The organism is Microbulbifer sp. SAOS-129_SWC (assembly GCF_039696035.1).
In the GTDB taxonomy this organism is placed as follows: domain Bacteria; phylum Pseudomonadota; class Gammaproteobacteria; order Pseudomonadales; family Cellvibrionaceae; genus Microbulbifer.
Map to the genome: position 1 here is coordinate 1572553 of NZ_CP155567.1, position 24030 is coordinate 1596582.

Consider the following 24030-nt stretch of genomic DNA (forward strand, 5'->3'; position numbering starts at 1 on the left):
GTCGCCGGACGCTACCACCTCCGCACATACCGAAACCGGAAATACCATGGAAGGATTTCGCCCGGGTCGGCGCGAATTTATCAAGCTTTGCACCGTTGCCGGCATCACGCTGTTTGCCGCCCCGGCCCTGTGGCAAGCCAGCCGCGCCGGCCAGGTCGGCGGCAGCGGCCGCCCGGACTGGCGCGGCGTGGACCGCGGACCGGCATTTCGCACCGATGGCGCGGCCAAGGTCAGCGGCGCAAAAATTTTCGGCCGCGACTACCGCGCCCGCGATATGCCCGGCTGGCCGGATGCGCAGCACTACGCCCTGGCGCTGCGCTGCAACCGGGTCGAGCGCCGTTTCGACGGTTTCGACTGGGCGCAGATTCCGTCGAATGCCCAGCCCTACGCGCGCATCACCGCACAAACCCTGGCCGACAACGGCATTGCACTGCCGCCATTTTACGGCGAGGCGATGTTACTGGCGCAGGGGGATTCGCCGCACTACTACGGTCACGCCGCCGCGATACTGCTGTTCGACGATTTCGAGAAATACGCCACCGCCAAGCAGGCCCTGCAATTCAACCGCGATGTGATCCGCTACGGCGACGAGACTGCGGCGCTGCAGCGCAACCCCTATGGTAGCTGGCGGATTATCCGCGTGGAGGGCGAGGGCGGCCCCACCGGCGAGGACCGCTACTCGCCGCTGCAGGACGGCCTCTTCTTTCCCAGCTATCGCAATCACCGCGCCCAGTGGCCGACCAGCGCCAACCGCAATGGCGATATCAGTGCCCGCGGAATTTTCTACGCCAATCAGATTCGCGACGAAATCGAGGGGCGCGAAGCGACCGGTGACTGGCACCTGGTGCGCGAGACCTACCGCACCCAGATCGTCGAGCCGATGATGATGGAACCGGAGGCGGCCAACGGCTGGCTCGACCGCGACGGCAAGACCCTGCACCTGGTGCTTACCACCCAGTCGCCACAGGATTTCCAGGAGATGACTGCGCATCTTATTGCGGCCAGCGATTTTGCCGGGGCGATTGAAAATATCGTTGTGCACTCCGCCTTTATCGGCGGTGGCTTTGGCGGTAAGGACCACACGATTTTTCCCTACTACGGGCTGGTGGCGGCGCTGTTCGGCCGCGGCCCGGTGCGTCTCGCCAACGATCGCTTCGAGCAGTTTCAGACCGGGCTCAAGCGCCATCCGTTCCAGATGAACAACACCCTCGCCATCGACAAAAAGAGCGGCAAGTTCCAGGCGCTGATCGCCGAGATGGAAGCGGACGGCGGTGGTCGCCAGAATTTCAGCGCCAGTGTGGCCATGGTGGGTGCCAGCGCCCTGCAGAGTATCTACTACTTTCCGCGCAACGATATTTCCTCCGTCGCCTATTACTCGATGAACGTGGATTCCGGTTCCATGCGCGGCTACGGCACGCTGCAGACCATGAACGCGATGGAAATGATGGTGAATCAGGCCGCCCACGAGCTGAAGCTGGATCCGATCGAGCTGCGCCTGCGCAACGCCACCGAGACCGGCTGGCGCAATACCCAGGGCGCCGTGCCGCAGGTGGGCGCGCGCTACCGCGAAATACTCGAGCGCGCGCGCGAGCACCCGATGTGGAAGGAGCGCCGACATCGCAAGAAAACGTTTGAGGAGCGCACGCCGGGTTATCTGCTCGGTACCGGTTTCGCCATCGCCACCAAGGACTACGGTACCGGCGCGGCCGCGCCCAGCGCGGCGGTGCAGTTCGATGAACAGGGCAGGCTGTCCCTGGCGGTGGGCTTTATTGAAATGGGCACCGGCACCCAGACCTCCCAGGCCATGCTGCTGGAGCGCGCGCTCGGTCGCGCCGCCGACGATTGCCGGGTGGCGGAAATTGACGCGTGGCAGGCGCTGCAACAGTTTCAGACTGAAAGCCCCTACACCATGAGTCAGGCGCACCAGGACAAGATGTCCCCGAACCCGCTGTGGACACCGGTGGTGGCCATGGCCAGTTCCGCCTCCATGTCATCCTACTTCCAGGCACACGCCACGCTCATCGCAGCGCAGATACTGTACCGCTACGGGCTGCTCCCGGCGGCGCGCAATCTGTGGCAGCGCCCGGACCTGGCTGCGTCGCAGGCGCAGTGGCGCGATGGCGCCCTGCACCTGGTGGGGGCGCCGTCGCTGCCACTGGACAAACTGGCGGCCGAGGCGCACCGCGCCGGCCTGGTGACCGGTGCCATGGTGCACGCCTTCAACCGCTGGAGCTGGGCCGATGCCGATTTCGACATCGACGGCGACAGGCGCGCGTGGGAGATCGACGGCCTGGCACTGCGCCGCGGCGGTTCTGCCCAAGCGATCTCGGCGAGCGAATACCGGGTGGTAAAGCGCAGCGCCGTGCGCTACCCGAAAACCGCACTCAACAATGCCATGGTGACCTATTACGCGCCCTGCGCGGCGCTGGTCGAAGTGGCGGTCAACCAGGGGACCGGCGCGGTGGAGATTCGTGCATTGCAGAACTACCTGGACTGCGGCCGGCCAATCGTGCGCGATCTGGTCGAGGGCCAGCTGGAGGGCGGTGCCGCGATGGGTATCGGCCACGCGCTGTACGAATACCTGCCGCCGCTGGGGGAGGGCGCCGGCAACGGCACCTGGAACCTGAACCGCTACCAGGTACCGCTGGCGAAAGACGTGGCGGTGTGGCAGCAGCAACACGAATTGCTGCCGCCGCAGTCCGACAGCGATCCGCACAAGGGCATTGCCGAGGTGGTCATGGTGCCCATCGTTGCCGCCATCAGCGAGGCGATCTTCCAGGCCACCGGGCGGCGCTTCAACGATACGCCGATCGCGCCGGAAATCCTGCGCCGCGCACTCAACCCGGAGGTGTAGATGGCCAGAATTCCCGTCTCCATGACGATCAACGGCCAGCCGGTGGGGCCGTACCAGGTTTCCGAGTACACCTCGATGCTGGATTTCCTGCACGAGTACCTCAACCTCACCGGCACCAAGTTCGGCTGTGGTATCGGGGTCTGCCGCGCCTGTGAAGTGGTGGTGGAACGCGGCGATGGCAGCCTCGAAACGGTGCGCACCTGTATCAACAACGTGGGGCGTTTCAACAGCAAGAAAATCACCACCGTGGAGGGGCACGGCAAGCGCAACGCCGAAGGCGAACTGGAAACCCTGTCGCCAGTGCAGCAGGCGTTCCTGCGCCACTTTTCCTTCCAGTGCGGCTGGTGCACGCCGGGTTTCGTCAATGCCGCCACGGTGCTGATCGACCGCCTCAAGCGCGAGCCGGTAACCGCCGCGCGGCTGGAGGACACCATCAGCGAGGCGCTGGGGCAGCATGTGTGTCGCTGCACCGGCTATGTGCGCTATTACCGCGCGGTCAAAGAAGTGATCGAGTCCACGCCCGGGCTGGTGAAATCGGAGGGGTGATATGTCGCTTTGCAACCTGGCCGCGCTGTTGCCGATGCTGAGTGCTCTGGTCATTGCGCAACTCATCGCCAGTGACGCACAGGCACAAACGGCGTTCGAGCGCGGCCGCTACCTGGCCCGCGCGGGAGACTGCATTGCCTGTCATACGGCGCAGAACGGGCGGCCGTTTATCGGCGGGCGCCCGTTCAAGACCCCGTTCGGCACGCTGTATTCCACCAATATCACCCCGGACAAGGAGACCGGAATCGGCCGCTACAGCCTGGCGCAGTTCACCGCGGCCATGCGCCTCGGTGAGGGGCTGCACGGCAACCTCTACCCGGCCATGCCGTATACCTCTTACCGGGGGATCAGCGACGAGGACATTGCCGCCCTCTATGACTACTTCATGAACCTGCCGCCGGTGCGCTACAAGGCGCCGAAGAATGCGCTGCTGTTCCCCGCCAACCTGCGCTTCGGGCTCGCCATCTGGAACTGGCTGTACCTGGACGAGGATCCGTTGGCGCGGCCGCCCGACAAGAGCGATGAGTGGCAGCGCGGCAATTACCTGGTCAATGTCCTCGGCCACTGTGGCGAGTGCCATACGCCGCGCAATTTCGCCTTTGCGATGCGCACCGACGAGTCCCTCGCCGGCAATGTGCTGGAGGGCTGGGACGCGGTGGATATTCGCCCGCACGCGCTGCGTCGCCAGGGCTGGAACCGCGCGCAGTTGCGGCAACTGTTCAGCGAGGGCAGCAGCGACCGGGGCACGCTGTTCGGCGAAATGTACCGGGTGGTCGAGCACAGCCTCAGCCGGCTGAGCGGTGACGATATCAATGCGATCATCACCTACCTGCTCGACGACAGCCAGGCGCTGCCGCAGCAGGGCGCGGACCTTGCCGGAGCGGCGCAGCGCTTTGCGCAGGGGCGCAGCGACTTCGTCGCCTACTGTAGCGGTTGTCACGGGCGCGAGGGCCGCGGTATCACCCTCGCGTTTGCGCCGCCGATGGCTACCAATGCCGGTGTGCGTGTGCGCAGCCCGCACAATCTGGTGGCGGTGATGCTGCGCGGCCTGCCGCAACAGCGACGCGACCGCAGTCACGCCCGCGCCGGCATGCCGTCTTTCCAGCGGGAACTGAGCGATGCGCGGATTGCCGGTATTGCCAACTTTATGCGCGCCGCCTGGGGGCGGGCCAAGGGGGAAATCAGCGCGCAGGACGTGGCGGAGATCCGCCGCGCGCTGGATGAAGAGGGACACCTGGGCGAGAACGACTGAGCGCTCTCAAGGGCGGTCTGTTGTTTTGCCGGCCTGCCGCGCCGTGCCCGATGGCGATGACGCCCGTGCCGACGAAGGCGGCAAGAACAATAGCCGCGGGGGCCGCCGGAATTTCAGGTGCGCGCGCCGACCAGCGCGGCCGGATCCAGCCGGTAGAGCGCACGCAGTTCGTCATACAGCAGTGGATGCCTGTCGCGCATTGCGGCGGGAATCACAAAGAACGCTTCGGTGGCCACGGCAAAAAATTCCGCCGGTGACACGGCCCCGTAGTTGTCGAGTACCGGATCCGACTCGCCCCGGGCCGGTAGTGCGCGCAGACGCTTGAATTCCGGCCCCAGGACCCGCGCCCAGTTTTTGCCGGCCGCGGTGCCGGTAAACAGTGGGCGGCCGTCAAAGTGGCCGTCCTCCTCGTCCAGTTTGTGCGCGAATTCGTGCAGCGCGACATTGCGCCCGTGCTCCGGGTGCGCCAGGTCCTGCTGCAGATCCCCCCAGGACAGTACCACCGGCCCGAGGTAGTGGGCCTCTCCCTCGCGCGCGCTGTGTTCGGTGGATTTCACATAGTTGTCCACACGGGTCTCCCGCGCCACATAGGTGTCTGGGTACATCAGTACTGTGTACAGGTCCGGGTAGCAGTCGTTGGGTCGGTCGAGCAGTAGCAGGCAGGCGTGCGCGGCGACAGTCACACGCATACGCTCGGTCACTTCCAGCCCTTCGCAGCCGACGAATTCCTTGCTGTTCAGGAACAGTGCCATATTGGCCTGCAGTTCCCGCTGCTGCTGCGCGGACAGCGACCGGTAGAGCAGAAGGTTGTCTGCCAGCAATTGCTGTTGCTGTGCCGACAGCGGCTTGCCGCGCAGATAGTGGCGGTGCCAGCGCCGATAGTACAGGGGCACCAGCCAGATCAGCAGGGCGAGCAGGATAATGGCCAGGAATGTGGTCATGGTGCTTTGTCGGAGTTGCCGGGTTTTCCTGAGTTTAAGGAATCCCGTACTTGCGCGCGAGCCGGTCGATATCCTCTTGCGGACGCCGGCGCTTGGTGCATTTGATTTTAAACCACTGAACCACGTGGCTGTCGATATCCTGCGGTACCAATTCGCGGTACTCACCGCAGGTGTCGCCGTGCTGTATGAAGGTGCCGGTGTTGGTCATGTACTCCGCCTGGCGCGGCTTGAACTTCTTCACTTTGTTGCGCTCGTGGCTAAGTTGTTGGCGCAGGCGTGGATCGAACACCGTGGAGCGGCGCTTGGCGCCGTCGCGCGGCGGTTCGACGGCTCCGGTTGCGGGGATCAGCGTCTTTGGTTGCAGTGTGCTCGGTTCCGGCGTGTTTGATTCTGAAGTAGTTTCAGCAGTCGGCGCCGTTGGCGCGCGTGCCGGCTCTGCTGGCGCAATGGAAACGGGCTTTTCGGGCGATTGGCGCTCGGCGGGAATTTGTGGCAGTCGTTGTGGCGGTGCGGTGACGGTATCCGGTTGCGGTGCGGATTGTGGCTCCGGCTTTGCCGGCGGTTTTACCAGCGTGACGTCGATAGTCCGCCTGGACTCGCGGGATTCCTCCTGCTTGGCGAGCGGGATACCGAGCACGGCGATATGCAGCAGCAGGGCAGCGGCCAGTGCCAGCCACAGTGGCCGCTTGGAGGGCGGCGCGGCATCGTCTGTGAATTGGGCCGGGTCGCAGAGGTGCATTGCGGGGTAAGTGATCCTTCACGGTGCAGGTTTCCTGTCAGTGTTTGAGTGCGGGCCGTGCCCCGGGTTCCCGCACCGCGGCTCTGTTCGCGCGGTCTTTATTTGCGGCCATCTGCAAAATAGGGCTTGCAAAGCGCCAGCGGGCGCGGCAGAATGCGCGCCCTATCGAGCTGAAGCGGCGTCCATCGGGCGGCCTGAAAGCTCGGTAACTTGCGGATTTTTAAGGCTTTTTTCTTAAAAAGAATTAAAAAAGAGTTGACTCGCTAAAGCCGACTCACTATAGTTCGCATCCACAACGCGCTCGTAGCTCAGCTGGATAGAGTACCTGGCTACGAACCAGGCGGTCGGAGGTTCGAATCCTCCCGAGCGCGCCATACGAAGAAGCCCGATCCGCAAGGATCGGGCTTTTTTTATGCGTCTTTTCCCGGTCCCTCCATCGTGGCGGACGTGAGTACAGGGGCCGGAAACTATACTGTGGGTGGCCGTGGTCCTTCTCCAGAGTGGGGCTGACCGCGGGTAGCGGGGGCTGGATACCACACGGGGCAGTGATGGCAGACGAACCGGACAGCCACAAGCCGGGCGGGGACACCGAGCCGCCCCAGCAAGAGCCACCTTCGCCGCCGCGGGTGCCGTGGACGCTGTATCTGATCTGGATTGCGGCGATCCTGCTGACCACACAGTTCCTCGTGAACACGGGCCAGCACGGGGTGCAGCGCCAGAGCATTTCCTATACCGAATTCAAGGACAAGGTCCGCAGCGACAGTGTGTCCAGTGTGACCCTGCAGGGCCAGCGCATCCTCGGTACCTACCGGCGCGCGGATAGCCAGGTGCAGGGGCAAGTGGAAACCGCCGGCAGTAAACCCGAAGCCACGCACTTTACCACCACCCGTCCGCCGGTGGACGATCCCGCGCTGATGCCACTGCTGGAAGATCACGGCGTGGAGATACGTGCGCAACCGCAGGGCGACGACACCTGGTCGCGGCTGATGATCGGCCTGATTCCGTGGATCCTGATCCTGGGGCTGCTCTGGTACGCCGGGCGCCGCGTGCAGGAACGCGCCGGAGGATTTGGCGGTGGCGGCGCCTTCGGCTTTGGCAAGTCCACCGCCAAGCGTTTTCGCCGCGGTGAAACACACGTGACCTTCGACGATGTCGCCGGCCTCGCCAATGCCAAGCGCGATCTGCAGGAAATCGCCGGCTACCTGAAAAATCCCGACCACTACCGCAAGCTGGGCGCCAAGATCCCCAAGGGCATACTGCTGATGGGGCCGCCCGGTACGGGCAAGACGTTGCTGGCCAAGGCACTGGCGGGCGAGAGCGATGTGCCGTTCTTCAGTATCAGCGGCTCCGAATTTATCGAGATGTTTGTCGGCGTTGGTGCATCCCGCGTGCGGGATATGTTTGCCAGTGCCAAGAAGGAAGCCCCCTCGATCATTTTTATCGACGAGATCGACTCGGTCGGCCGCGCCCGCGGCACCGGGCTCGGTGGCGGCCACGACGAGCGCGAACAGACCCTGAACCAGATCCTCGGGGAAATGGATGGTTTCGACCCCCACGAGGCGGTGGTGGTGGTGGCGGCCACCAACCGGCCGGATGTGCTCGACGCGGCGTTGATGCGCCCCGGCCGCTTCGACCGCAAGATCGCGCTGGACCTGCCGGACAAGAATGCGCGCCTGGCGATTCTGAAAATCCACTCGCGGGAAGTACCGCAGGCCGGGGACGTGGACCTGCAGCGCCTGGCCGCGCTGACAGTCGGCTTTTCCGGTGCGGATCTGGAAAACCTGATCAACGAGGCGGCGCTGTTGGCCGGGCGCGAAGACAAATCCGAGGTGGATATGGGCTGCATGCTGGAGGCGCGCGACAAGGTCGTGCTCGGCAGCGAGCGCGAGATGGTGATTGGCGACCAGGAGAAAAAGATTGTCGCCTACCACGAGTCCGGCCACGCGCTGGTGGCGAGCGTGCTGCCCCATGCGGATCCTCTCGACAAGGCAACGATCATTCCGCGCGGCCGCAGCCTCGGTGCCACCGAGCAGATTCCCGAGGAGGAGCACCACAACCTGCAGCCCAGTTACCTGCGCGATCGTATCGGCGTGATGCTCGGCGGCCGCGCGGCCGAAAAAGTGGTGTTCAGCGAAGTCAGTTCCGGCGCCGAGGAAGATCTGAAGCAGGTCACGCGCCTGGCGCGGCATATGGTCACGCACTGGGGCATGAGCGAGAAGATCGGCCCGGTGGCATTCCGCCGCGGCGAGGAACATATCTTCCTCGGCCGGGAAATGGCGCAACAGCGGGATTTCAGCGAACACACGGCGCAGACCATCGACGAGGAGATCACCGCGCTGGTCAGCGGTATCGAGAAGGAGGTCATTGCGCTGCTGGAGAAACGCCGTGAACAGCTGGATGCGCTGGCGGCGGCGCTACTGGAAAAGGAAACGCTGGAAGCGGCGGAAATCCAGCGGATTATTCAGCGACCGGACGAGCGCGGCAAAGCCTCACCCGCTCAAAAACCTGATCGCCACTCCTGAATTGGCGTACTTTTTCCGCGCCCAAACTTTCAGGCCAGAGTGAGCAAACGATAGGTCAGGTACATCCAGGCCAGCGCCAGTATGACGAACCCACCCATAAACGCATACATTCGATACTTCAGGTGGTTGCTGCCGGTGTGGATCAGGGCGTGCAGGGTGCGCAGTGCCGCAAAACCCCAGCAGAGCGCCAGCAGAACCCCGTCCGCGGCCTGCGTCACTGCGGCGATGACTACCAACAGGTAAAAAGTGACGGGCAGTTCAAACAGGTTGCTGTAGTGGCGCGACATCTGGCGCAGTTGATCCGGTTCTGCGCCATTCCGTTGCAGGAGGTAATAGGCGGGATCGACTGCCCTGTTGTACACGGCGCGCAGGCGCCCCCGAGCCATGGCAGCCGCCAGCACGAAGGTGAGTGCAACCAGGTAAATGGCAGGGAAAAATATCTGTATATTCGTCATGGATGTCGCTCCCGGGATTGTCGTGGAATGCTCGACCATAGGCCCTTTTTTTATATGTTCAAGAACATATAAAATGCCGGAAAAGTGCTGGAAGGGGATGGGGAAGATGCCGCGCAGCAAGGAACACAAGGCCCGTTCGTGCGAGGCGATTCTCGCCGCCGCCTACCGCCTGTTTACTACGCGGGGGTTCGAGCGGGTGACCATCGATGCGGTGATGGCCGACGCAGGCCTCACCCGCGGGGCTTTTTACAATCATTTCGCCAGCAAGGCCGACCTCTATCGGGAGGCGTTCCAATATGGCGCCGACCAGCAGGCGCTGGGCCGTGCCGTCGTGGAGGGTGCCCCGGAAGCGGGCGAGCTGGAGGAGATTGTCCGACACTACCTGAGTCCTGCGCATGCCGACAGCGAGTCCGGTGGCTGTCCGCTGTCTTTCCTGAATGCGGATGCCGCCGTCGACCGCTGGGAGATACGGCAGCTGTACAGCGGCGCTTTCGAGAAAGTCAGCGCGGTGCTGGGCGAGGCAATGCCGCAAGGTGCGCCGGCGCGGGAGAACGCCGGTGCGGTCATGGCGCTGATGATTGGCGCGGTGACGGTCAGCCGCGCGCTGACCGACCCGCAGCGCAAGCGGATGTTACTGCAGAGCTGCGAGCAGCTGGCACTGCAGCTGGTCGCCGCGCCCGCTGCCGCGGAGTCCTGAGCGCTCTTGCCGCGCCGTCGCATTGAAATAGCGGTGGTAGGTTTCCACCTGCGGCAGCTCCGGAAGCTCCGGCATGGCTTGTCAGCGCTCGAACAGCGCGAGCAGCTTTTTCAGTGGCCGCGTGTTGATGACGTCGTCCGCCTCGAGCCAGCCGCGGCGTGCCTGGTCGACGCCGAAGCGCAGGTAGTCGAAGCCGCGGGTGCTGTGCGCGTCGGCGGCGATGGAAATTTTGACTCCCAGCTCTTTCGCCATCCTGCAACCGGCGTCGGTCAGGTCCAGGCGATCGGGCTGGGCGTTCAGTTCAATAAAGCAGCCGCGCTCGGCAGCGCCTTCGAGAACTCTTTCCAGGTCGAATTCGTAGGCCTCGCGCTGGTTGATCAGCCGGCCGCTGGGGTGGGCGAGAATATTCACGTGGCGGTTGTCCAGCGCGCGCAGGATACGCTCGGTCTGTTTCTGGCGCGACAAATCGAATTTGTAATGCACCGCACACAGCACGAAATCCAGCTCGTCGAGCACGCCGTCCGGCAGGTCCAGGGTGCCGTCCTCGAGGATATCCAGCTCGATGGACTTGAGCAGGCGCAATCCGTCGCCATTTTTTTCCAGTGTCTCGTTCAGTTTGTCGATAGCCCTGATCTGTTGCAGCAATTGTTGCTCGTCCAGGCCGTGGGCCACGCTCAGGTGCCTGGAGTGATCGGTGATCGCCAGGTACTCGAAGCCGCGCTCGGCAGCCGCTTTGGCCATGGCCTTGAGGCTGTCGTGGCCGTCGGTCGCGTCGGTATGGGTGTGCAGGTTGCCGCGCAGCTGATCCGGCTGCACCAGCCGGGGTAGCTTGCCCGCGCGCGCGGCCTCCAGCTCACCGCGATTCTCGCGCAGCTCCGGGGGAATGAAGGGGAGATCGACGGCGTCGTAAACGGATTTTTCCGTCTTGCCGGCAATGCGTTTATCCCCCTCGAACACGCCGTACTCGTTGATCTTGTAGCCTTTCTTGATCCCGAGCTTGCGCACGGCAATATTGTGGTCCCGGGAGCCGGTGAAATAGTGTTGTGCGGCGCCGTAGCTGACCTGGGCCACTACGCGCAGGTCCACCTGCATCCCGCAGCGCAGGTAAACCGTGGAGCGGGTATCGCCCCTGGAGACGATTTCTTCGACCTCGTCGTAGCCGGTGAAGTGATCCATGACCGCGGTTGCCGGGCTATTTGCGCTGAGGGCTCCTGTCGCGGTTACCAGGATATCGAGATCGCCGACCGTCTCTTTGCGCCGGCGGTAGCTGCCGGCGATGATGATGTCTTTCACCCCGTCGGCTTTTTTCAGGTATTCGACCAGCGGCGCGGCGATCTCCTCTGCCTCGACCAGCTTGGTGCGCCGTTCCTCGCCGGAGTATTTCTCCAGGCGCTGCCGGATTTTCTCCTCGCTCTTTTCACCGAAACCCTCGATTGCGCGGATCTCGCCACTTTGCACGGCTTTGCGCAGATCCTCGACGCTGTCGATGTCCAGGGCGTCGTGCAGTATCTTGACCCGTTTGGCTCCGAGCCCCTCGATTTTCATCAATTCGCTGAGTGCTGCCGGGGTGCGCTGCTCGACTTCATCGAGGAGCGGCAGCTCGCCACTGTCCACGAGCACTGCAATTTTTTTCGCCAGGTCATCGCCGATATCCGGTAGCTCGGTCAGGTCGGCGCCATCCTCGATCAGGTCGGCCATGCTGCGCGGATAGCCACGCACGGTGCGCGCGGCATTGCGATAGGCGCGTACGCGGAAAGGGTTGGCGCCCTCGATTTCCAGCAGGTCGGCGAGGTGCTCGAAACGGTCGGCGATTTCGCGGTTGTGTATAGGCATGGAAGCGCGCCAGGTGGCCTCGGGGAGAAAGGGGCGGGCCCTGCGCTTTCAGTATAGGGGGAGTGGTCGGGGCCGCGTTCAGGCGGCCGCGCCGAGCTCCAGGGTGCGGGCAAATGCCGCCTCGATCGGTTGCGCTTCCCGATGGCGTTTGATTTCCTCGAAGAAAACCTGTGCCTCCGGGTAGGCTAGCTTGAGATAGGCCAGCCACTGCTTGATGCGGTTGCCGAGGTACTTGGCCGGGTATTCGTTTTTGGTGATGCAGTAGTAGTCCCACAGCAGCGCGGCGACCCTGTGCCACGACATCGGCGTGTACTGCTCGCCGGCGCAGAAGGCCTTCACCTGCAAGGCGATATCCGGGCGCGCGAGCAGGCTGCGACCGAACATAAAGGCATCGCAGCCGGTGACTTCGCGGCAGCGGCGGAATTCTTCCAGGGTCCAGATATCGCCATTGGCGACAACCGGGATCGACAGCTGCTGGCGGATATCGCCGATGTATTCCCAGTAGGCCGGCGGCCGGTAGCCGTCGACCTTGGAGCGCGCGTGCACGGCCAGTTCGCTGGCGCCGCCATTTTCCGCGGCGCGGGCGTTATCCAGATAGGCGGAGCGGTCGTTGAAACCGAGGCGGATCTTGGCGGTGACCGGAATCTGTGCCGGTACCGCGCGGCGCACGGCGCCGACGATCGCTTCAACCCGGTGCGGGCTCTGCAGCAGGCAGGCGCCGCCATCGCTGTTGTTGACGGTTTTGGCCGGGCAGCCAAAGTTGAGGTCGATGGCGCGCGCCCCGGCAGCCACCGCGCGCACCGCGTTGACGGCCATGGATTCGGGGTTGCCTCCCAGCAGCTGCAGCCGCACCGGTGTACCGCTGGGGGTGGCGGCGTCCTGGTCGAGTTCCGGGCACAGGCGCAGGAATACCCGCCGCGGCAGGCGAGTATGGGTGACCCGCACGAATTCGGTCACGCAGATATCCACGCCGCCGATGGCGGACAGCAGGGCGCGCACATGGTGGTCGATTACACCTTCCATGGGGGCCTGGTAGATCCTGGGCTGTGCAGATTCAGATACTTGGGTCATTGCCTGTGATTCCGCGGTGTGGGGTGCCGCTGCCAAAAGGGGCGCGCATTTTAGCAGGGGCCCGCCGGTCACCCCAATGTCTTTGGCGGGTAGCCGCATCCACCCGGCTTGGCGCGGTTTTACGGCGTGCGCCATGGTTGCGCCTGTAACTAATAAGTGTTTGATTTTAAAGGTTTGTTGTAATGAAATAGCGTCCGCCGGGGCAGAAACAGGAGAAAATAGTGCAGGACACGGTTACGCAACAGCTGCCGGGCATCGTATGCTCCGGCGCGGGGGCAGGACTTACCCTCCCGATGTTGCCGTCCATTGTGATCGCCGCCGCACCCGCACCAATGCCCGCCTTTTGTCCGGCGCGGCCACTTCCACAACCGGCCGCGAGGCCGCCGGTGACGCGCATCCGGGCGCGCGTGCCGCAGCGGCGAAGCGCCGCTCGCAGCGCTGGCGCTGCATCATTCCGCCATTCAATTCCGGTCTGCCGACCAACCCGATAAACGCCGAGAGAGATGCCCCATGACAGAGGTTAACTCTTCAGTTAACAAGCCGCTGGGAATTACCGATGTGGTCCTGCGCGACGCGCATCAGTCCCTGTTTGCGACCCGCATGCGCCTGGATGACATGTTGCCGATCGCCGAGAAGCTCGACCGGGTCGGTTTCTGGTCACTGGAGTCCTGGGGCGGCGCAACTTTCGATGCCTGCATCCGCTACCTGGGCGAGGATCCCTGGGAGCGTATTCGCGAGCTGAAAAAAGCCATGCCCAATACGCGCCAGCAGATGCTGTTCCGCGGCCAGAATATTCTCGGCTATCGCCACTACGCGGACGATGTGGTGGAAAAGTTTGTCGAGCGCGCGGCGGTAAACGGTGTCGACGTTTTCCGCGTGTTCGATGCGATGAACGATATGCGCAATCTGCAGACTGCGCTGCGCGCGGTTAAAAAGCAGGGTAAACACGCCCAGGGCACCATTTCCTATACCGTGAGCCCGGTGCACACCATGGACCTGTGGGTCGATCTCGGCCGCCAGATCGAGGATATGGGCGCGGATTCCATTGCGATCAAGGATATGGCCGGCCTGTTGCGCCCCTACGAAGGCTACGAGCTGGTCCGGCGCCTGAAGGCGGCGGTGGATATTCCGATCCATATGCAGTGCCACGCTACCACCGGCCTGTCCACGGCCACCGCGCTGAAGTGCATCGAGGCGGGGATCGACAATGTGGACACGGCCATCAGCTCCATGTCCATGACCTATGGCCACAGTCCCACCGAAGCGCTGGTGGCGATCCTGGAGGGCACCGAGCGGGATACCGGCCTGGATCTCAAGCTGCTCGAGGAGATCGCCGGGTACTTCCGCGAGGTGCGCAAGAAGTACGCCCAGTTCGAGGGCTCGCTCAGGGGGGTGGATTCCCGCATCCTGGTGGCGCAGGTGCCGGGCGGCATGCTCACCAATATGGAAAACCAGCTGCGTGAGCAGAAGGCCAGCGACCGCTTCGACGAGGTACTGGAGGAAATTCCGCGGGTGCGCGAGGACCTGGGCTCTATTCCCTTGGTCACGCCGACTTCGCAGATCGTGGGTACCCAGGCGGTGCTGAATATCCTCACCGGTGAGCGCTACAAGACCATTTCCAACGAGACGGCGGCGGTGCTGCGCGGGGAGTACGGGGCGACGCCCGCACCGGTCAACAGAGAGCTGCAGGTGCGCGTGCTGAAAGACGACCAGCCGGTGACCTGCCGTCCGGCGGACCTGCTGGCCCCGGAGCTGGACAAGCTCACTACCGAACTCGAACAGACCGCCGCGGAGCAGGATATCGCGCTGGCGGAGAGCGATCAGCGCATCGACGATGTCCTTACCTACGCGCTGTTCCCGCAGGTGGGGCTGAAATTCCTGCGCAACCGCGGTAACCCGGACGCCTTCGAGCCGGCGCCCACCGGTATCGTGCGCGAGGCGGTCGACGAGGCGCAGGGCGAGGGCCGCTACACGGTGACTGTGGCCGGCAGAAGCTACAACATGACGGTGGGTGAATCCGGTGACATCACCAGCGTGAACCCGATCGTTGCACCACCGCCGGCGGCCCCGGAAAATAACGTGCCGCCACCCACGGGCGACCCGGTCTCCGCGCCGATGGCGGGCAATATCTACCAGATACTGGTGCGCCCGGGTGAGCGGGTCAGCGAAGGCCAGACCATTATTGTGCTGGAAGCGATGAAGATGGAGACTTCCATCAGTGCGCCGCGGGCAGGTTATATCACCGAGGTGATGGTCAAGGAAGGCGAGTCGATCTGTGTGGGTCACCCGTTGTTGGCTATTGGCTGAGCTGACTGGCAACCTTTAATGTAGTAGGGCGAACCTTGGGTTCGCCCTTTTTCATTATACGACGATTGTGACTCCGAGCGGCTTTGTCCTGGTTCTGTGGCGGCAAAGCACTTCGTAATGCCACGTCGAGACAGAGCGTTTGATTAATGCGATGAGCACTAAGCGAAGAGGCTGATGCCGATAGCTATTTGCCCTACCTTATGGGGCACGGATGCCGATTAGAGCCTACAGGGATGTATACACGGCGTGTCTTGCAAACAGCTATCGGTAGCAGGGTCGCCACCGATATAACTACAGCGCACCAATCGAAGACGGGCAAACCGAAGTTCGCCACAGTTAGAGACAAATCGCGCTCTCAATGTAAACTGCACGGCGGTCTGATCAGCGTAGCTTTTACCCGTGCGCCGCCGCCGGGGGGGATCGCCAAAGAATTGCTCCCCGAGTTGAAGTTTTAGAGCTGAGGCCGGTCTTTGTACCAGCTGTTCAATAACTAAAAATTCCCGGTGGCTATCTCACCCTGTTCGCAGTTGGCGCTGAATTGGGGCGATGCAACTGCGTGGGGTATAAGTCCTATTCGGTTGCCATCGCAGCTGGTTTGGCATCGCTGGTGATTTCTATGGGGAGATCGCTGACCGCACAGCCGGCGCGTAAAATCCAAATGGCGCAGCTGCCCCCCGTGGACAAGCGGGAAAGATTACTTTGTCCTTATCGCCGTTGATTTTTGGTGCCGCTATTCATGTTCAGCGAAGCGCTGATAGTGGGTATGATCTGTTTCGATAACTTGATACGGAAGTTTGGTGTGGTCGCGCGTCTGTCCGACGCAGTGCATAATGTGCGGATCAATATCACGATCATTTTCCATGGCATGTCCCAGGGCTCCAAACTGGCCGCGGGTTTGTCCCTTGGCCGAAGACATCGGTAACCCTCGCACTGGGGATCATTGCACTTTTCATTGGCAACGCACCCGGCGTGATTGACTCGCAGTCACTGCCGGAGTGAAGTTCAGAATGATGCGCATTATGAGTGCAGATTGATTTTTGATCAGATTGTCTTAGGCATGGCTTTTCCAATTTGCACAATGCTAATGACAAGGAATCGAGAGCTTTTCCCTAACAAGTTGTTACAGATTAAATTGTATACAAGATTGTTGGGACTCCCGAACCAATGTTAGAAGGTCCTTTCTGTTTAGTTTTTTTTCTGGGAGAACAGCTTAGGGCTCGATTGAACCAAGTTTGAGTATAGGAGATAATCTCGCGCCAACCACCGGCTAGAGGCGAGCTCGAGTCTTGCTCGGGCGATCGATCAATAAGAACATGCTTTACAGAAACTTCAAAGTCGCATTGGCCGTTCCCTGTTTCAACGAAGAAAAGGCGATACGGCAGGTAATTAATGACTTCCGTGATGCGATGCCAGCACTCGACATTTATGTATTTGATAACCGATCAGACGATCGAACAGGGGAAGTAGCCAAAGCCGAAGGGGCGAAAGTTATTTCAGTTGAAGCTCCAGGCAAAGGCAGTGTGGTCAGGCGCATGTTCGCCGATGTGGATGCAGATATCCTCGTTATGGTAGACGGTGATGCGACTTATGTGGCGCATACCGTGACCGCGATGGTGGACAAGCTAATTGATGAGCGGCTCGATATGGTGGTCGGCTGTCGCAGCACGCCGAAAGATAGCATCGAGGCCGCATATCGGCCGGGGCACAAATTTGGTAATCGCTTGTTGACTGCCAGTGTTAAAAGGATCTTTGGCGGTGCATTTAGCGATATGTTATCAGGTTATCGTGTCTTTTCTCGTCGCTATGTCAAATCATTTCCTGCGTCCTCCCAAGGATTCGAAATAGAAACTGAACTCACGATACACGCGCTTGAGTTGCGTATGCCTTGGGGAGAATCGCCGGTACAATACGGGGCGCGCCCTGCCGGAACGGAAAGTAAATTGTCAACTTATCGAGATGGCTGGCGTATTCTTCGGACTATCGTGCACTTATATATCGCAGAAAGGCCACTTTCTTTCTACTCCCTTTGTGCATTTTTGATTGCCGCTCTATCCATTGGTATATCTGTCCCCGTTATTATGGCTTATATTGATACGGGGCTTGTAGAGAGGTTCCCGACTGCGATTCTTTCGGCTTCTATGATGATTTGCGCGCTACTTTCCCTTGCCTGTGGTCTTGTTCTCGATAATGTCACTCGTGGACGCCAGGAAATAAAGCGGATGGCATATCTGGCAATACCTCATCCCACCAGTTGAGATGGTTGAGAGTAGTGAATACCGTTAAGCGAGTAGGTCTATTTGCCGCTGTTGGGACGCTGGGCTTTATTGCCGATAGCGCGATGCTGTATTTTTTGAAGTCTTCAATTGGCCTTTATGCCGGCCGCATAGTTTCTTTTCTGTTTGCTGTGGTTGTTACTTGGTTATTTAACCGCTTTTGGACTTTTGGCGATCGTTTATCCCAGTTCTCTGCCTCGGGTGAGCTCTTCTTTTATTTATTGCTTATGACCGCAGGCGGAAGTGTCAATTACGCAGTTTATGCGTGGTTGGTTACAGTAAGCGATACCGTACGGCTGGCCCCTGTTTTAGGAGTGGCTGCCGGTAGTCTTTCCGGAATGGCAATAAATTTTCTGTCTGCAAGACTTCTGATTTTTAGGGAAAAACGCATATTTAGATAGTATGCGGAGTTTTCTATTGAAAATTTAAGGTTCGGGTAGGTAATTGTGTATTTAGATATATTTATAGCAGCAATATCTGCAGTTTTGTTTGTTGCGCAAAGTTCGCTGGTGGGGTTGGCGATTATAACTGCGCTGAACCCTAGGGGTGAGATTGACGGTCTGGCATATAACCGTTACTTAATGTTGTTTTTTAGCGCTACTACTGGCTTGGTCGTCAATCTTTTAGTGTTGTTTGCTCTAGGAATATTTGGCTGGCTAAACCCTGCAGCGATTGCAGTTGGCGCGTGTGCCTTGTTTTTTCTGGCGGCGTGGATAATCCGTCATGATTCACGTTATCTGTTGCCAACGATTTCTAATTGGAAGTATACCGATGGGCTAATCCTGGTCGCTCTGCTGCTCGGGAGTATAGTTGCTGCGATACATCCCCCGGGTCACTGGGATGATACAATGTATCATTTGCCGCTTGCTCGATACTATCTTGAGCAGAAGGCTATTGTGGTTAATGACTATCTTCGTTTTCCGCTATTTCCCCAGTACGGTGACTTGTTGGTGATGCTTGGCCTGATGCTGGGGCATGAAGTTGGTGCTCAGCTTTTCGCTACCATTCCTCTATTGCTTATTTGTATTGGACTGTTTGGCGCTTCTCTCTGGAAGACTCGCTCCCTGATTGTAGGGATGATAGCGATTTACTTCCTTTATCGACTAGGACCGGTAAAGTCTACTTTGGGTTACGCGTATATAGATAATACGCTGGCATTATTTAGTTGGGGCGCAGTCCTCGCGCTAGTTATGCCCAAAACTTCAATTTCTTTTAAATGGATTTTAATTTCTGGTTTTTTTGCGGGGGCTGCTGCGGGGAGTAAGTACTTTGGCTTGGTGCTTGCAGGCTTGATGTTTTTATACATCCTTTTGTTCCAGAGGAATATCAAAATGCTAGTGATGTTTTCTGGAGCTGCGATATTGACCGGTGTTTGGTGGTATGTCCGTAATATCGTCATTGCTGGTGACCCCTTCCATCCCGCCGGGGGAAGCGTCTTCGGATATTATCTGTGGAATGCTGCAGATCTAAAGTTGCAAGTTTCGGAGCAGGCGAGGCATGGTGTTTCGCCTACGTCATTGAATATATTTGCGGCGTTGGGGAAAGCTAAAGCGAAAAGTTTGATTTTAGCTATAGTTAGCTTGTTGATTTTCAAGTTGCCGAAAGCCTTAAAGCCTATGCGGGCGTTGTTTATTGCTTATATCGTATTCTGGTTTTTTGTTACCCAAGTTGAACGCTATCTGGCACCTGTATATGGGGTGGGGGTCTTTCTCTCTGCTTATGTGTTGTATTGGGCTGTTTGGCGTGGGCCCGTAAGTCAGTATTTTATTGGGAAAGGTAAGTTGGGTGGTCAAGCATTTGCGATTGTGGTAGCTCTTGTTTTCGCGACGGTCATTTTTTCCGCGCCCTTGAAGAGGGCCAGGTGGTCAATAGTGGATTGGCAGCGAGACTATAAAGATCAGCCTGGTCACCACTTGTTTTCAAAAGCTAACAATTCGATCGACACATATGGTGATCGAATGCTTCAGATAGGCTTTGAAAATGCCATATATTATTTCAATGGTACAGTTATTGGTGATTGGTATGGGCCGGGCCGTTACAGGCAGTTTTTCGTCGGTAAAGGGGCAAGGCGTTCTCTGCTGCCACCAAAGAAAATGCTGCAAGTTATGCACCACTTCGATGCTTCCATTTTGACTCTGTCCAAAAAGAGAAATATAAAATTTTCTAGAGATGATTATTTGAAATATTTTGATGTTTTTTCCGAAGATAAATATGGATTGGTTCTGATTAAAAAGCGACTATAGTTGCAGAATCCAGAGGTGGCATTGGGGATTGATTCAGCGTTAGTGTTTCTGCTTGGTTTATGTGCCACCATTAGATCAGAAGTGCTGGCAGGTGTTATGGTAACGATTATCCCTTCGATGTTCGGGTGACTGATAGAATGTTGTTATAGAAGAGGCGAACCGAGAGGCTCGCCTTTTTTGTTCTTAAAATGAACGAATTAGTCGCTGCCAAATTGGCCTTTTGCGAAGGTGCGCGGTGGTCCGATCAGCGGAGTTTTTACCGGTGCGGCGGCGCCGGGAATAATCACAAAAGAATTACTGCCCGGGTTGATATCGTAAAACAGCGGCCCGTCCTTGCGCCAGTTGTTCAGCAGCCACAGATTTCCGGATGGGTCTACGCCGCCGCCGGTGACGCGGTCCAGTGCGTCGCTGGTGTAGCCGGTGTCCGGTGAAATGGCATCGCCTAGGGTTTTCCCCGGCGGGCATTGGCCGACGCCGCAAAAATGTGAGAGACCAGTGTTCGGCCATTCGTAATCGTCATCGACATCCTCCAGCGGCCTGGAGCCGAAGTTGAACACCCACAGCGAGTCGTTGCCGTCGATAGCACTCCCCCAGGGAATGGTCAGTCCACCGACATTGGCGAACTGCTGCGGTGTGTCGCCGTTGGCCGGGTAGAAGATTATCGAAGGGTTGCCGCCGCCTTGCGGATCCAGCGGATCCATGCAGGGGATGTTGATGGCATCGGAGCTGGAAACCCACATGTTGCCCTGGCTGTCCCCGGAGATTCCCATCGGCCAAGACACGGAAACGGCGGAAGAGTCCACGGTTTCCACCGAGTCGTCGGGAGAGAGAATATAGATCTGTTGCGCCTTGTTGCCGGTCACCCAGGCGCGGCCCAGTGGATCTACGGCGAGGGCGAAGGGCTTGAGCAGCGGGGAATCCGAATCGGGCTCGGTGCCGCCGCCGGGTAATAGAATATTGTGCGCCAGCGCCGGGTTGCCATGGGGGATGATGGTAATGCTGTCGCTGCCGCAGTTGGCCACCCAGATATTGCCGTGCCGGTCGGATACAGTGCCTTGCGGCCAAGAAATATGGCCGCGGGTGAAACCGCTGAATGGTGACAGCGGCGCGCCGCTGGGGTGGAACAGCGATACGCTGTTGTGGGTGGCCGGAATTTTCTTCCGCGGGTCTGGCGGTATGGTGCCGTCGGCGCACTGGGGTGATTCGAAGCCGAAGTTACCCACCCAGATATGGCCGCGTGGATCCAGGGTGATACCGAAGCCGGCGCCGCTGAGCCCACCACCGAAATAGGGCGAACCGGGATAGCGCTGGCCCCAGGGAGTGAACTTCAGCAGGCGCTGGCCGGTACAGGCGACTTCATCGGGCGCTTTGGGCACATAATTGTCGAGAATCCAGGCATAGCCGCGCCGGTCGAAGGCGATGTTGCCCGGACCGTTCATCAGGTTGGTGTTGTCCTGCTGGCTGTAGAAGCCACCGGTAAATTTGATGAACAGCAGCCAGTTGGTCGGGCGCTTCAGCAGGGCCGGCTGGAACACCGGCGATGCCAGCGACAGCAGAAACAGTGGATCGTCGGTGAGCACGGGATAATTCGGGTAGGCTGGGTAGCGGGCGACATTGGCGAGGGCCTGCAATACCGTGTGTGGCGCTGCGCCACCGATGGGTGTGGTAGCGTCAAACAGCGCCAGGCAGTTGGCGGCACTGGCGACACACCCTGCGACCACATTGCTCAGCGAATTGAATGTGCGGTAGGTGGAAGTGTCGCTGCCGTTGGGTTCTTTCAGCAGGATGTCGCTGGCGTTGCCGGTGTGCGGATCGGCCATATTCGCGGTCATATGCACGGCATTCAGCATGCCGTATCGATTACCGCGGATGTTGCGTTCGTGGATGAACTGGGCGAAGGCGATAGCGGTAGCCACTGTGGTGCGCTCGTTCACTATATAGCGCTGCCCGTGGTGGCGCGGTGAGCCGATCGCACTTGCCAGCATCCTCGGGCCCTGTTCGGCCACCAGGAACAGCAGCGGCTTCAGGTGTGGGGCTGGCCCCAGTGGCGTGCGGTAGTGCAGCGTGAAGCGCCCCTGATCGTCGGTCTCGGTCGTGTCGGCCACGCGGCCGCCGTAGTGGCTGCCGGCGTAGCTCACATACAGCTTTACCTGGTAACCGGGCAGGGGATTGCTGTTGCCTTCCACCTCGCCGCGAATGGTTGTTCCGCGGCCGAAATACAGGTAGCTGTCCCAGGAGGAGAATTGTGGTAAAGAGGGTTGCGCAACAAGCGGCGCCGTCCAACAAGCGAGGTGGCATAGCAGAGCCAGCGGGAGCAAGCACTGACGGCGATACAGTGTACGGGCTTGTGCGAGACGATCTTCCATGAACCTGAATTCCTTACAACCGGGATTTCATACAACGAGGGTTCACGACTGCGAAGAGCCGGATTGGACGCGCGGTGAAAAAAGTATGGCACAGGTGGTGGTGACGGCATGGAACCCGCGCGGACGCGCCTGTATGCCAGACCAGTGCCCTGACATCGCGATTGCCGGCGCGCAGCGGGAACTCCGGGTGCGGGGATGTTGCCTGATTGGGAGCGGTATTCCGCGCAGCGCATCGCTGGCGACCACGGCTGACCGCAGTAGAGCGTTTGTCCACCGCAAGGGTGTATGGCGTTCCCCGGTCAAGGGGAAGAATATGGCTACGCAGGCGCAGTGCCCGACAGGTGACTGTGTGGTCCGCAGGGGCCACTGTGGTGGCAGCGGGCGTGGTATCATAGGCGTGTTTTTAATCATCGAATGGGTGCGGCAATGTGCCCGGAGGAGAGCGTATGTCCTGGCTTGGCGGGGCGATCGGGGCCGGAATCGGCCTGGTGTTTGGTGGTCCCATCGGAGCGGCACTGGGGGCTTGGATCGGCAGTTCCTTCACGACTGGCCTGCAGCGCGCGTCGAGCGCCGCCGGCGGACTGAACCGCGACGGCGCGCAGACGGTATTCATCGTCACGCTGTTCTCGATGTTGGCAAAAATGGCCAAGGCCGACGGTCAGGTGTCCAAGGCGGAAGTGCAGTTTGTCGAAGACTTTATGCGGGTCAACCTGCGCCTCAGTGCCGAGGATCGCAAACAGGCGATCAAGATTTTCCAGAACGCCAAGACCGATTCATACACGATCTACGACTACGCCGAGCAGTACCGCCAGCTGGTGCGCAACCAGGCCATGCGCGAAATGGTCTACCGTGTGCTGTTCGCGGTGGCCTATGCCGACGGCCAGATGCATGCCAGTGAAGAGGAAATCCTGCGTCGTATCCCCGCTTATCTGGGGCTGCACGAATCTATCTTCGCGGCCATGCAGGGCGAGTTCGGCCAGCGCGGCGCCGACACCGCCGTCAGCCTGGAGCAGCACTACGCGGTGCTGGACTGCGATCCCGAGGCCAGCGACCGCGACCTGAAGTTGGCCTACCGGCGCAAGGCAGCAGAATTCCATCCCGACAAGATTGTCGCCAAGGGGTTGCCGGAGGAGTTTATGCGCCACGCGGAAGACCAGATGAAATCGGTCACCGTGGCCTACGATACCATCGTCGCGGCGCGCAAACGCCGCGCCGCGGCCAGTGCCTGACGCCGCGCAAGTGTCCTATCAACGCAAGTATCGAGGTAACGAATGAGTCTGGCGGAACAGATCCAACAGAAATTGACTGACGCTTTTTCCCCGGCCTATGTCGACGTGCAGTGCGAGAGCCACCTGCACAATGTGCCGGCCGGTGCCGAGATGCATTTCCGTGTGGTGCTGGTGACCGAGGCCTTTGCCGCACTGCGCAAGGTGCAGCGCCACCAGAAAGTCTACGGCGTGCTGGCGGAGGAAATGGCCGGGCCGGTGCATGCGCTGGCGTTGCATGCCTACAGCCCGGAAGAGTGGCAGGGTGAGGCACCGGAAAGCCCACAGTGCCTGGGTGGCAGCAAGTAACACGGCGGGTACTACCGGGCAGCCCGCCGACTCTCCTGTCCGCCCGAGTTGTCCGAGCTCGGGTGGCTATTTTCGATTCGCGTCGCCCGCGGCGATCACTTTTCCCTTCTAATTCATTGCCCGGCGACGGAATAGCGGCGCGCCAAAATAAATATTACTCCGCCGAATTAGCCCATTAGCCCTTTTTTGGCATTATTTTTTGGTTATTTTTTCTACAGCATTGTCATCGTATGCTTAGACTTTCCATTGATTGGGTTGATCGCAGTTTGATCTGCTGGAAGTTAATGGAGTTAACCAATGAAGATGTCGCGTGTACTTATTCCTGTATTGGCGCCGTTGGCGGCTGTTGTTTCCGCT

General features: G+C 60.0%; 18 protein-coding genes and 1 tRNA gene. 12 read left to right on the forward strand and 7 right to left on the reverse strand.

From position 1 onward, the window contains the following. The first annotated feature begins 46 nt into the window (after nt 1-46). Genes ABDK11_RS06665 through ABDK11_RS06675 form a run of 3 tightly spaced genes read left to right on the forward strand, consistent with a single transcriptional unit; the run spans nt 47 to nt 4652 of the window. Nucleotides 47-2854, forward strand: a complete 2808-nt coding sequence (locus tag ABDK11_RS06665; protein ID WP_346839517.1) for a molybdopterin cofactor-binding domain-containing protein — start codon at nt 47-49, stop codon at nt 2852-2854. After that, nucleotides 2855-3400 carry a (2Fe-2S)-binding protein gene (locus ABDK11_RS06670; protein WP_346839518.1) on the forward strand — a complete coding sequence of 182 codons (546 nt, stop codon included), beginning with the start codon at nt 2855-2857 and terminating at the stop codon, nt 3398-3400. 1 nt (nt 3401) lies between these two features. After that, complete coding sequence (locus ABDK11_RS06675) at nt 3402-4652, forward strand: cytochrome c (protein ID WP_346839519.1); 1251 nt, start codon at nt 3402-3404, stop codon at nt 4650-4652. Between the two features lie 113 nt (nt 4653-4765). Here the strand turns inward: ABDK11_RS06675 and ABDK11_RS06680 are convergent, their stop codons facing one another. Then, the gene (locus ABDK11_RS06680) at nt 4766-5593 is read right to left on the reverse strand and encodes a M90 family metallopeptidase (RefSeq protein WP_346839520.1); all 828 of its coding nucleotides are present in this window, start codon (nt 5591-5593) and stop codon (nt 4766-4768) included. 34 nt (nt 5594-5627) lie between these two features. Beyond that, on the reverse strand, nt 5628-6332 hold the full coding sequence (locus ABDK11_RS06685; protein WP_346839521.1) for a hypothetical protein: 705 nt from the start codon (nt 6330-6332) through the stop codon (nt 5628-5630). 297 nt (nt 6333-6629) lie between these two features. Between ABDK11_RS06685 and ABDK11_RS06690 the strand changes: the two genes are divergently transcribed. Both ABDK11_RS06690 and ftsH read left to right on the forward strand, forming a co-directional pair. Beyond that, nucleotides 6630-6706 (forward strand) — tRNA-Arg (locus ABDK11_RS06690). A gap of 174 nt (nt 6707-6880) precedes the next feature. Next, nucleotides 6881-8854 (forward strand): ATP-dependent zinc metalloprotease FtsH, encoded by a 1974-nt coding sequence (gene ftsH / locus ABDK11_RS06695; RefSeq protein ID WP_346839522.1) that lies wholly within the window; start codon nt 6881-6883, stop codon nt 8852-8854. 29 nt (nt 8855-8883) lie between these two features. Here the strand turns inward: ftsH and ABDK11_RS06700 are convergent, their stop codons facing one another. Next, nucleotides 8884-9309 (reverse strand): MAPEG family protein, encoded by a 426-nt coding sequence (locus ABDK11_RS06700; protein ID WP_346839523.1) that lies wholly within the window; start codon nt 9307-9309, stop codon nt 8884-8886. A 106-nt stretch (nt 9310-9415) separates the two neighbouring features. Here ABDK11_RS06700 and ABDK11_RS06705 point away from each other — a divergent pair, with 106 nt between their 5' ends. Beyond that, the gene (locus ABDK11_RS06705) at nt 9416-10006 is read left to right on the forward strand and encodes a TetR/AcrR family transcriptional regulator (protein ID WP_346839524.1); all 591 of its coding nucleotides are present in this window, start codon (nt 9416-9418) and stop codon (nt 10004-10006) included. A gap of 81 nt (nt 10007-10087) precedes the next feature. Here the strand turns inward: ABDK11_RS06705 and polX are convergent, their stop codons facing one another. Together polX and ABDK11_RS06715 are read right to left on the reverse strand one after the other, a co-directional pair. Further along, nucleotides 10088-11839: a DNA polymerase/3'-5' exonuclease PolX gene (gene polX / locus ABDK11_RS06710; RefSeq protein WP_346839525.1), complete on the reverse strand. Its 1752-nt coding sequence runs from the start codon at nt 11837-11839 to the stop codon at nt 10088-10090. 78 nt (nt 11840-11917) lie between these two features. After that, entirely contained in the window at nt 11918-12910 is a 993-nt protein-coding gene (locus tag ABDK11_RS06715) for a tRNA-dihydrouridine synthase (protein ID WP_346839526.1), read from the reverse strand. A 510-nt stretch (nt 12911-13420) separates the two neighbouring features. Here ABDK11_RS06715 and oadA point away from each other — a divergent pair. Next, a complete protein-coding gene (gene oadA / locus ABDK11_RS06720; protein WP_346839527.1) occupies nt 13421-15217 on the forward strand; it encodes a sodium-extruding oxaloacetate decarboxylase subunit alpha in 1797 nt (598 codons plus the stop codon). A gap of 730 nt (nt 15218-15947) precedes the next feature. Here the strand turns inward: oadA and ABDK11_RS06725 are convergent. Beyond that, nucleotides 15948-16133 (reverse strand): hypothetical protein, encoded by a 186-nt coding sequence (locus tag ABDK11_RS06725; protein WP_346839528.1) that lies wholly within the window; start codon nt 16131-16133, stop codon nt 15948-15950. Between the two features lie 397 nt (nt 16134-16530). On the opposite strand from ABDK11_RS06725, the gene ABDK11_RS06730 reads away from it, so the two are divergent. From ABDK11_RS06730 to ABDK11_RS06740, 3 genes are read left to right on the forward strand one after another with little or no spacing between them, the layout of a single operon-like run. After that, nucleotides 16531-17472, forward strand: a complete 942-nt coding sequence (locus tag ABDK11_RS06730; RefSeq protein WP_346839529.1) for a glycosyltransferase family 2 protein — start codon at nt 16531-16533, stop codon at nt 17470-17472. Between the two features lie 14 nt (nt 17473-17486). After that, nucleotides 17487-17891 carry a GtrA family protein gene (locus tag ABDK11_RS06735; protein WP_346839530.1) on the forward strand — a complete coding sequence of 135 codons (405 nt, stop codon included), beginning with the start codon at nt 17487-17489 and terminating at the stop codon, nt 17889-17891. Between the two features lie 45 nt (nt 17892-17936). Continuing rightward, nucleotides 17937-19733, forward strand: a complete 1797-nt coding sequence (locus tag ABDK11_RS06740) for a hypothetical protein (RefSeq protein WP_346839531.1) — start codon at nt 17937-17939, stop codon at nt 19731-19733. A 197-nt stretch (nt 19734-19930) separates the two neighbouring features. On the opposite strand, the gene ABDK11_RS06745 is transcribed toward ABDK11_RS06740, so the two are convergent. After that, nucleotides 19931-22099 carry a hypothetical protein gene (locus ABDK11_RS06745; protein WP_346839532.1) on the reverse strand — a complete coding sequence of 723 codons (2169 nt, stop codon included), beginning with the start codon at nt 22097-22099 and terminating at the stop codon, nt 19931-19933. 446 nt (nt 22100-22545) lie between these two features. On the opposite strand from ABDK11_RS06745, the gene djlA reads away from it, so the two are divergent. Continuing rightward, entirely contained in the window at nt 22546-23328 is a 783-nt protein-coding gene (gene djlA, locus ABDK11_RS06750; RefSeq protein ID WP_346839533.1) for a co-chaperone DjlA, read from the forward strand. A 42-nt stretch (nt 23329-23370) separates the two neighbouring features. Further along, complete coding sequence (locus ABDK11_RS06755; protein ID WP_346839534.1) at nt 23371-23673, forward strand: BolA/IbaG family iron-sulfur metabolism protein; 303 nt, start codon at nt 23371-23373, stop codon at nt 23671-23673. The last annotated feature ends 357 nt before the right edge of the window (nt 23674-24030 follow it).

Excerpts from the sequence above, each read along its gene's own strand:
- ABDK11_RS06680 (WP_346839520.1), bottom strand. The coding sequence starts at position 5,593 with ATGACCACATTCCTGGCCATTATCCTGCTCGCCCTGCTGATCTGGCTG.
- ABDK11_RS06665 (WP_346839517.1), top strand. The coding sequence starts at position 47 with ATGGAAGGATTTCGCCCGGGTCGGCGCGAATTTATCAAGCTTTGCACC.
- ABDK11_RS06745 (WP_346839532.1), bottom strand. The coding sequence starts at position 22,099 with ATGGAAGATCGTCTCGCACAAGCCCGTACACTGTATCGCCGTCAGTGC.
- ABDK11_RS06715 (WP_346839526.1), bottom strand. The coding sequence starts at position 12,910 with ATGACCCAAGTATCTGAATCTGCACAGCCCAGGATCTACCAGGCCCCC.
- ABDK11_RS06705 (WP_346839524.1), top strand. The coding sequence starts at position 9,416 with ATGCCGCGCAGCAAGGAACACAAGGCCCGTTCGTGCGAGGCGATTCTC.
- oadA (WP_346839527.1), top strand. The coding sequence starts at position 13,421 with ATGACAGAGGTTAACTCTTCAGTTAACAAGCCGCTGGGAATTACCGAT.
- ABDK11_RS06755 (WP_346839534.1), top strand. The coding sequence starts at position 23,371 with ATGAGTCTGGCGGAACAGATCCAACAGAAATTGACTGACGCTTTTTCC.
- ABDK11_RS06700 (WP_346839523.1), bottom strand. The coding sequence starts at position 9,309 with ATGACGAATATACAGATATTTTTCCCTGCCATTTACCTGGTTGCACTC.
- polX (WP_346839525.1), bottom strand. The coding sequence starts at position 11,839 with ATGCCTATACACAACCGCGAAATCGCCGACCGTTTCGAGCACCTCGCC.
- ftsH (WP_346839522.1), top strand. The coding sequence starts at position 6,881 with ATGGCAGACGAACCGGACAGCCACAAGCCGGGCGGGGACACCGAGCCG.
- ABDK11_RS06685 (WP_346839521.1), bottom strand. The coding sequence starts at position 6,332 with ATGCACCTCTGCGACCCGGCCCAATTCACAGACGATGCCGCGCCGCCC.
- ABDK11_RS06675 (WP_346839519.1), top strand. The coding sequence starts at position 3,402 with ATGTCGCTTTGCAACCTGGCCGCGCTGTTGCCGATGCTGAGTGCTCTG.
- ABDK11_RS06725 (WP_346839528.1), bottom strand. The coding sequence starts at position 16,133 with ATGTCTTCGGCCAAGGGACAAACCCGCGGCCAGTTTGGAGCCCTGGGA.
- ABDK11_RS06670 (WP_346839518.1), top strand. The coding sequence starts at position 2,855 with ATGGCCAGAATTCCCGTCTCCATGACGATCAACGGCCAGCCGGTGGGG.
- ABDK11_RS06730 (WP_346839529.1), top strand. The coding sequence starts at position 16,531 with ATGCTTTACAGAAACTTCAAAGTCGCATTGGCCGTTCCCTGTTTCAAC.
- djlA (WP_346839533.1), top strand. The coding sequence starts at position 22,546 with ATGTCCTGGCTTGGCGGGGCGATCGGGGCCGGAATCGGCCTGGTGTTT.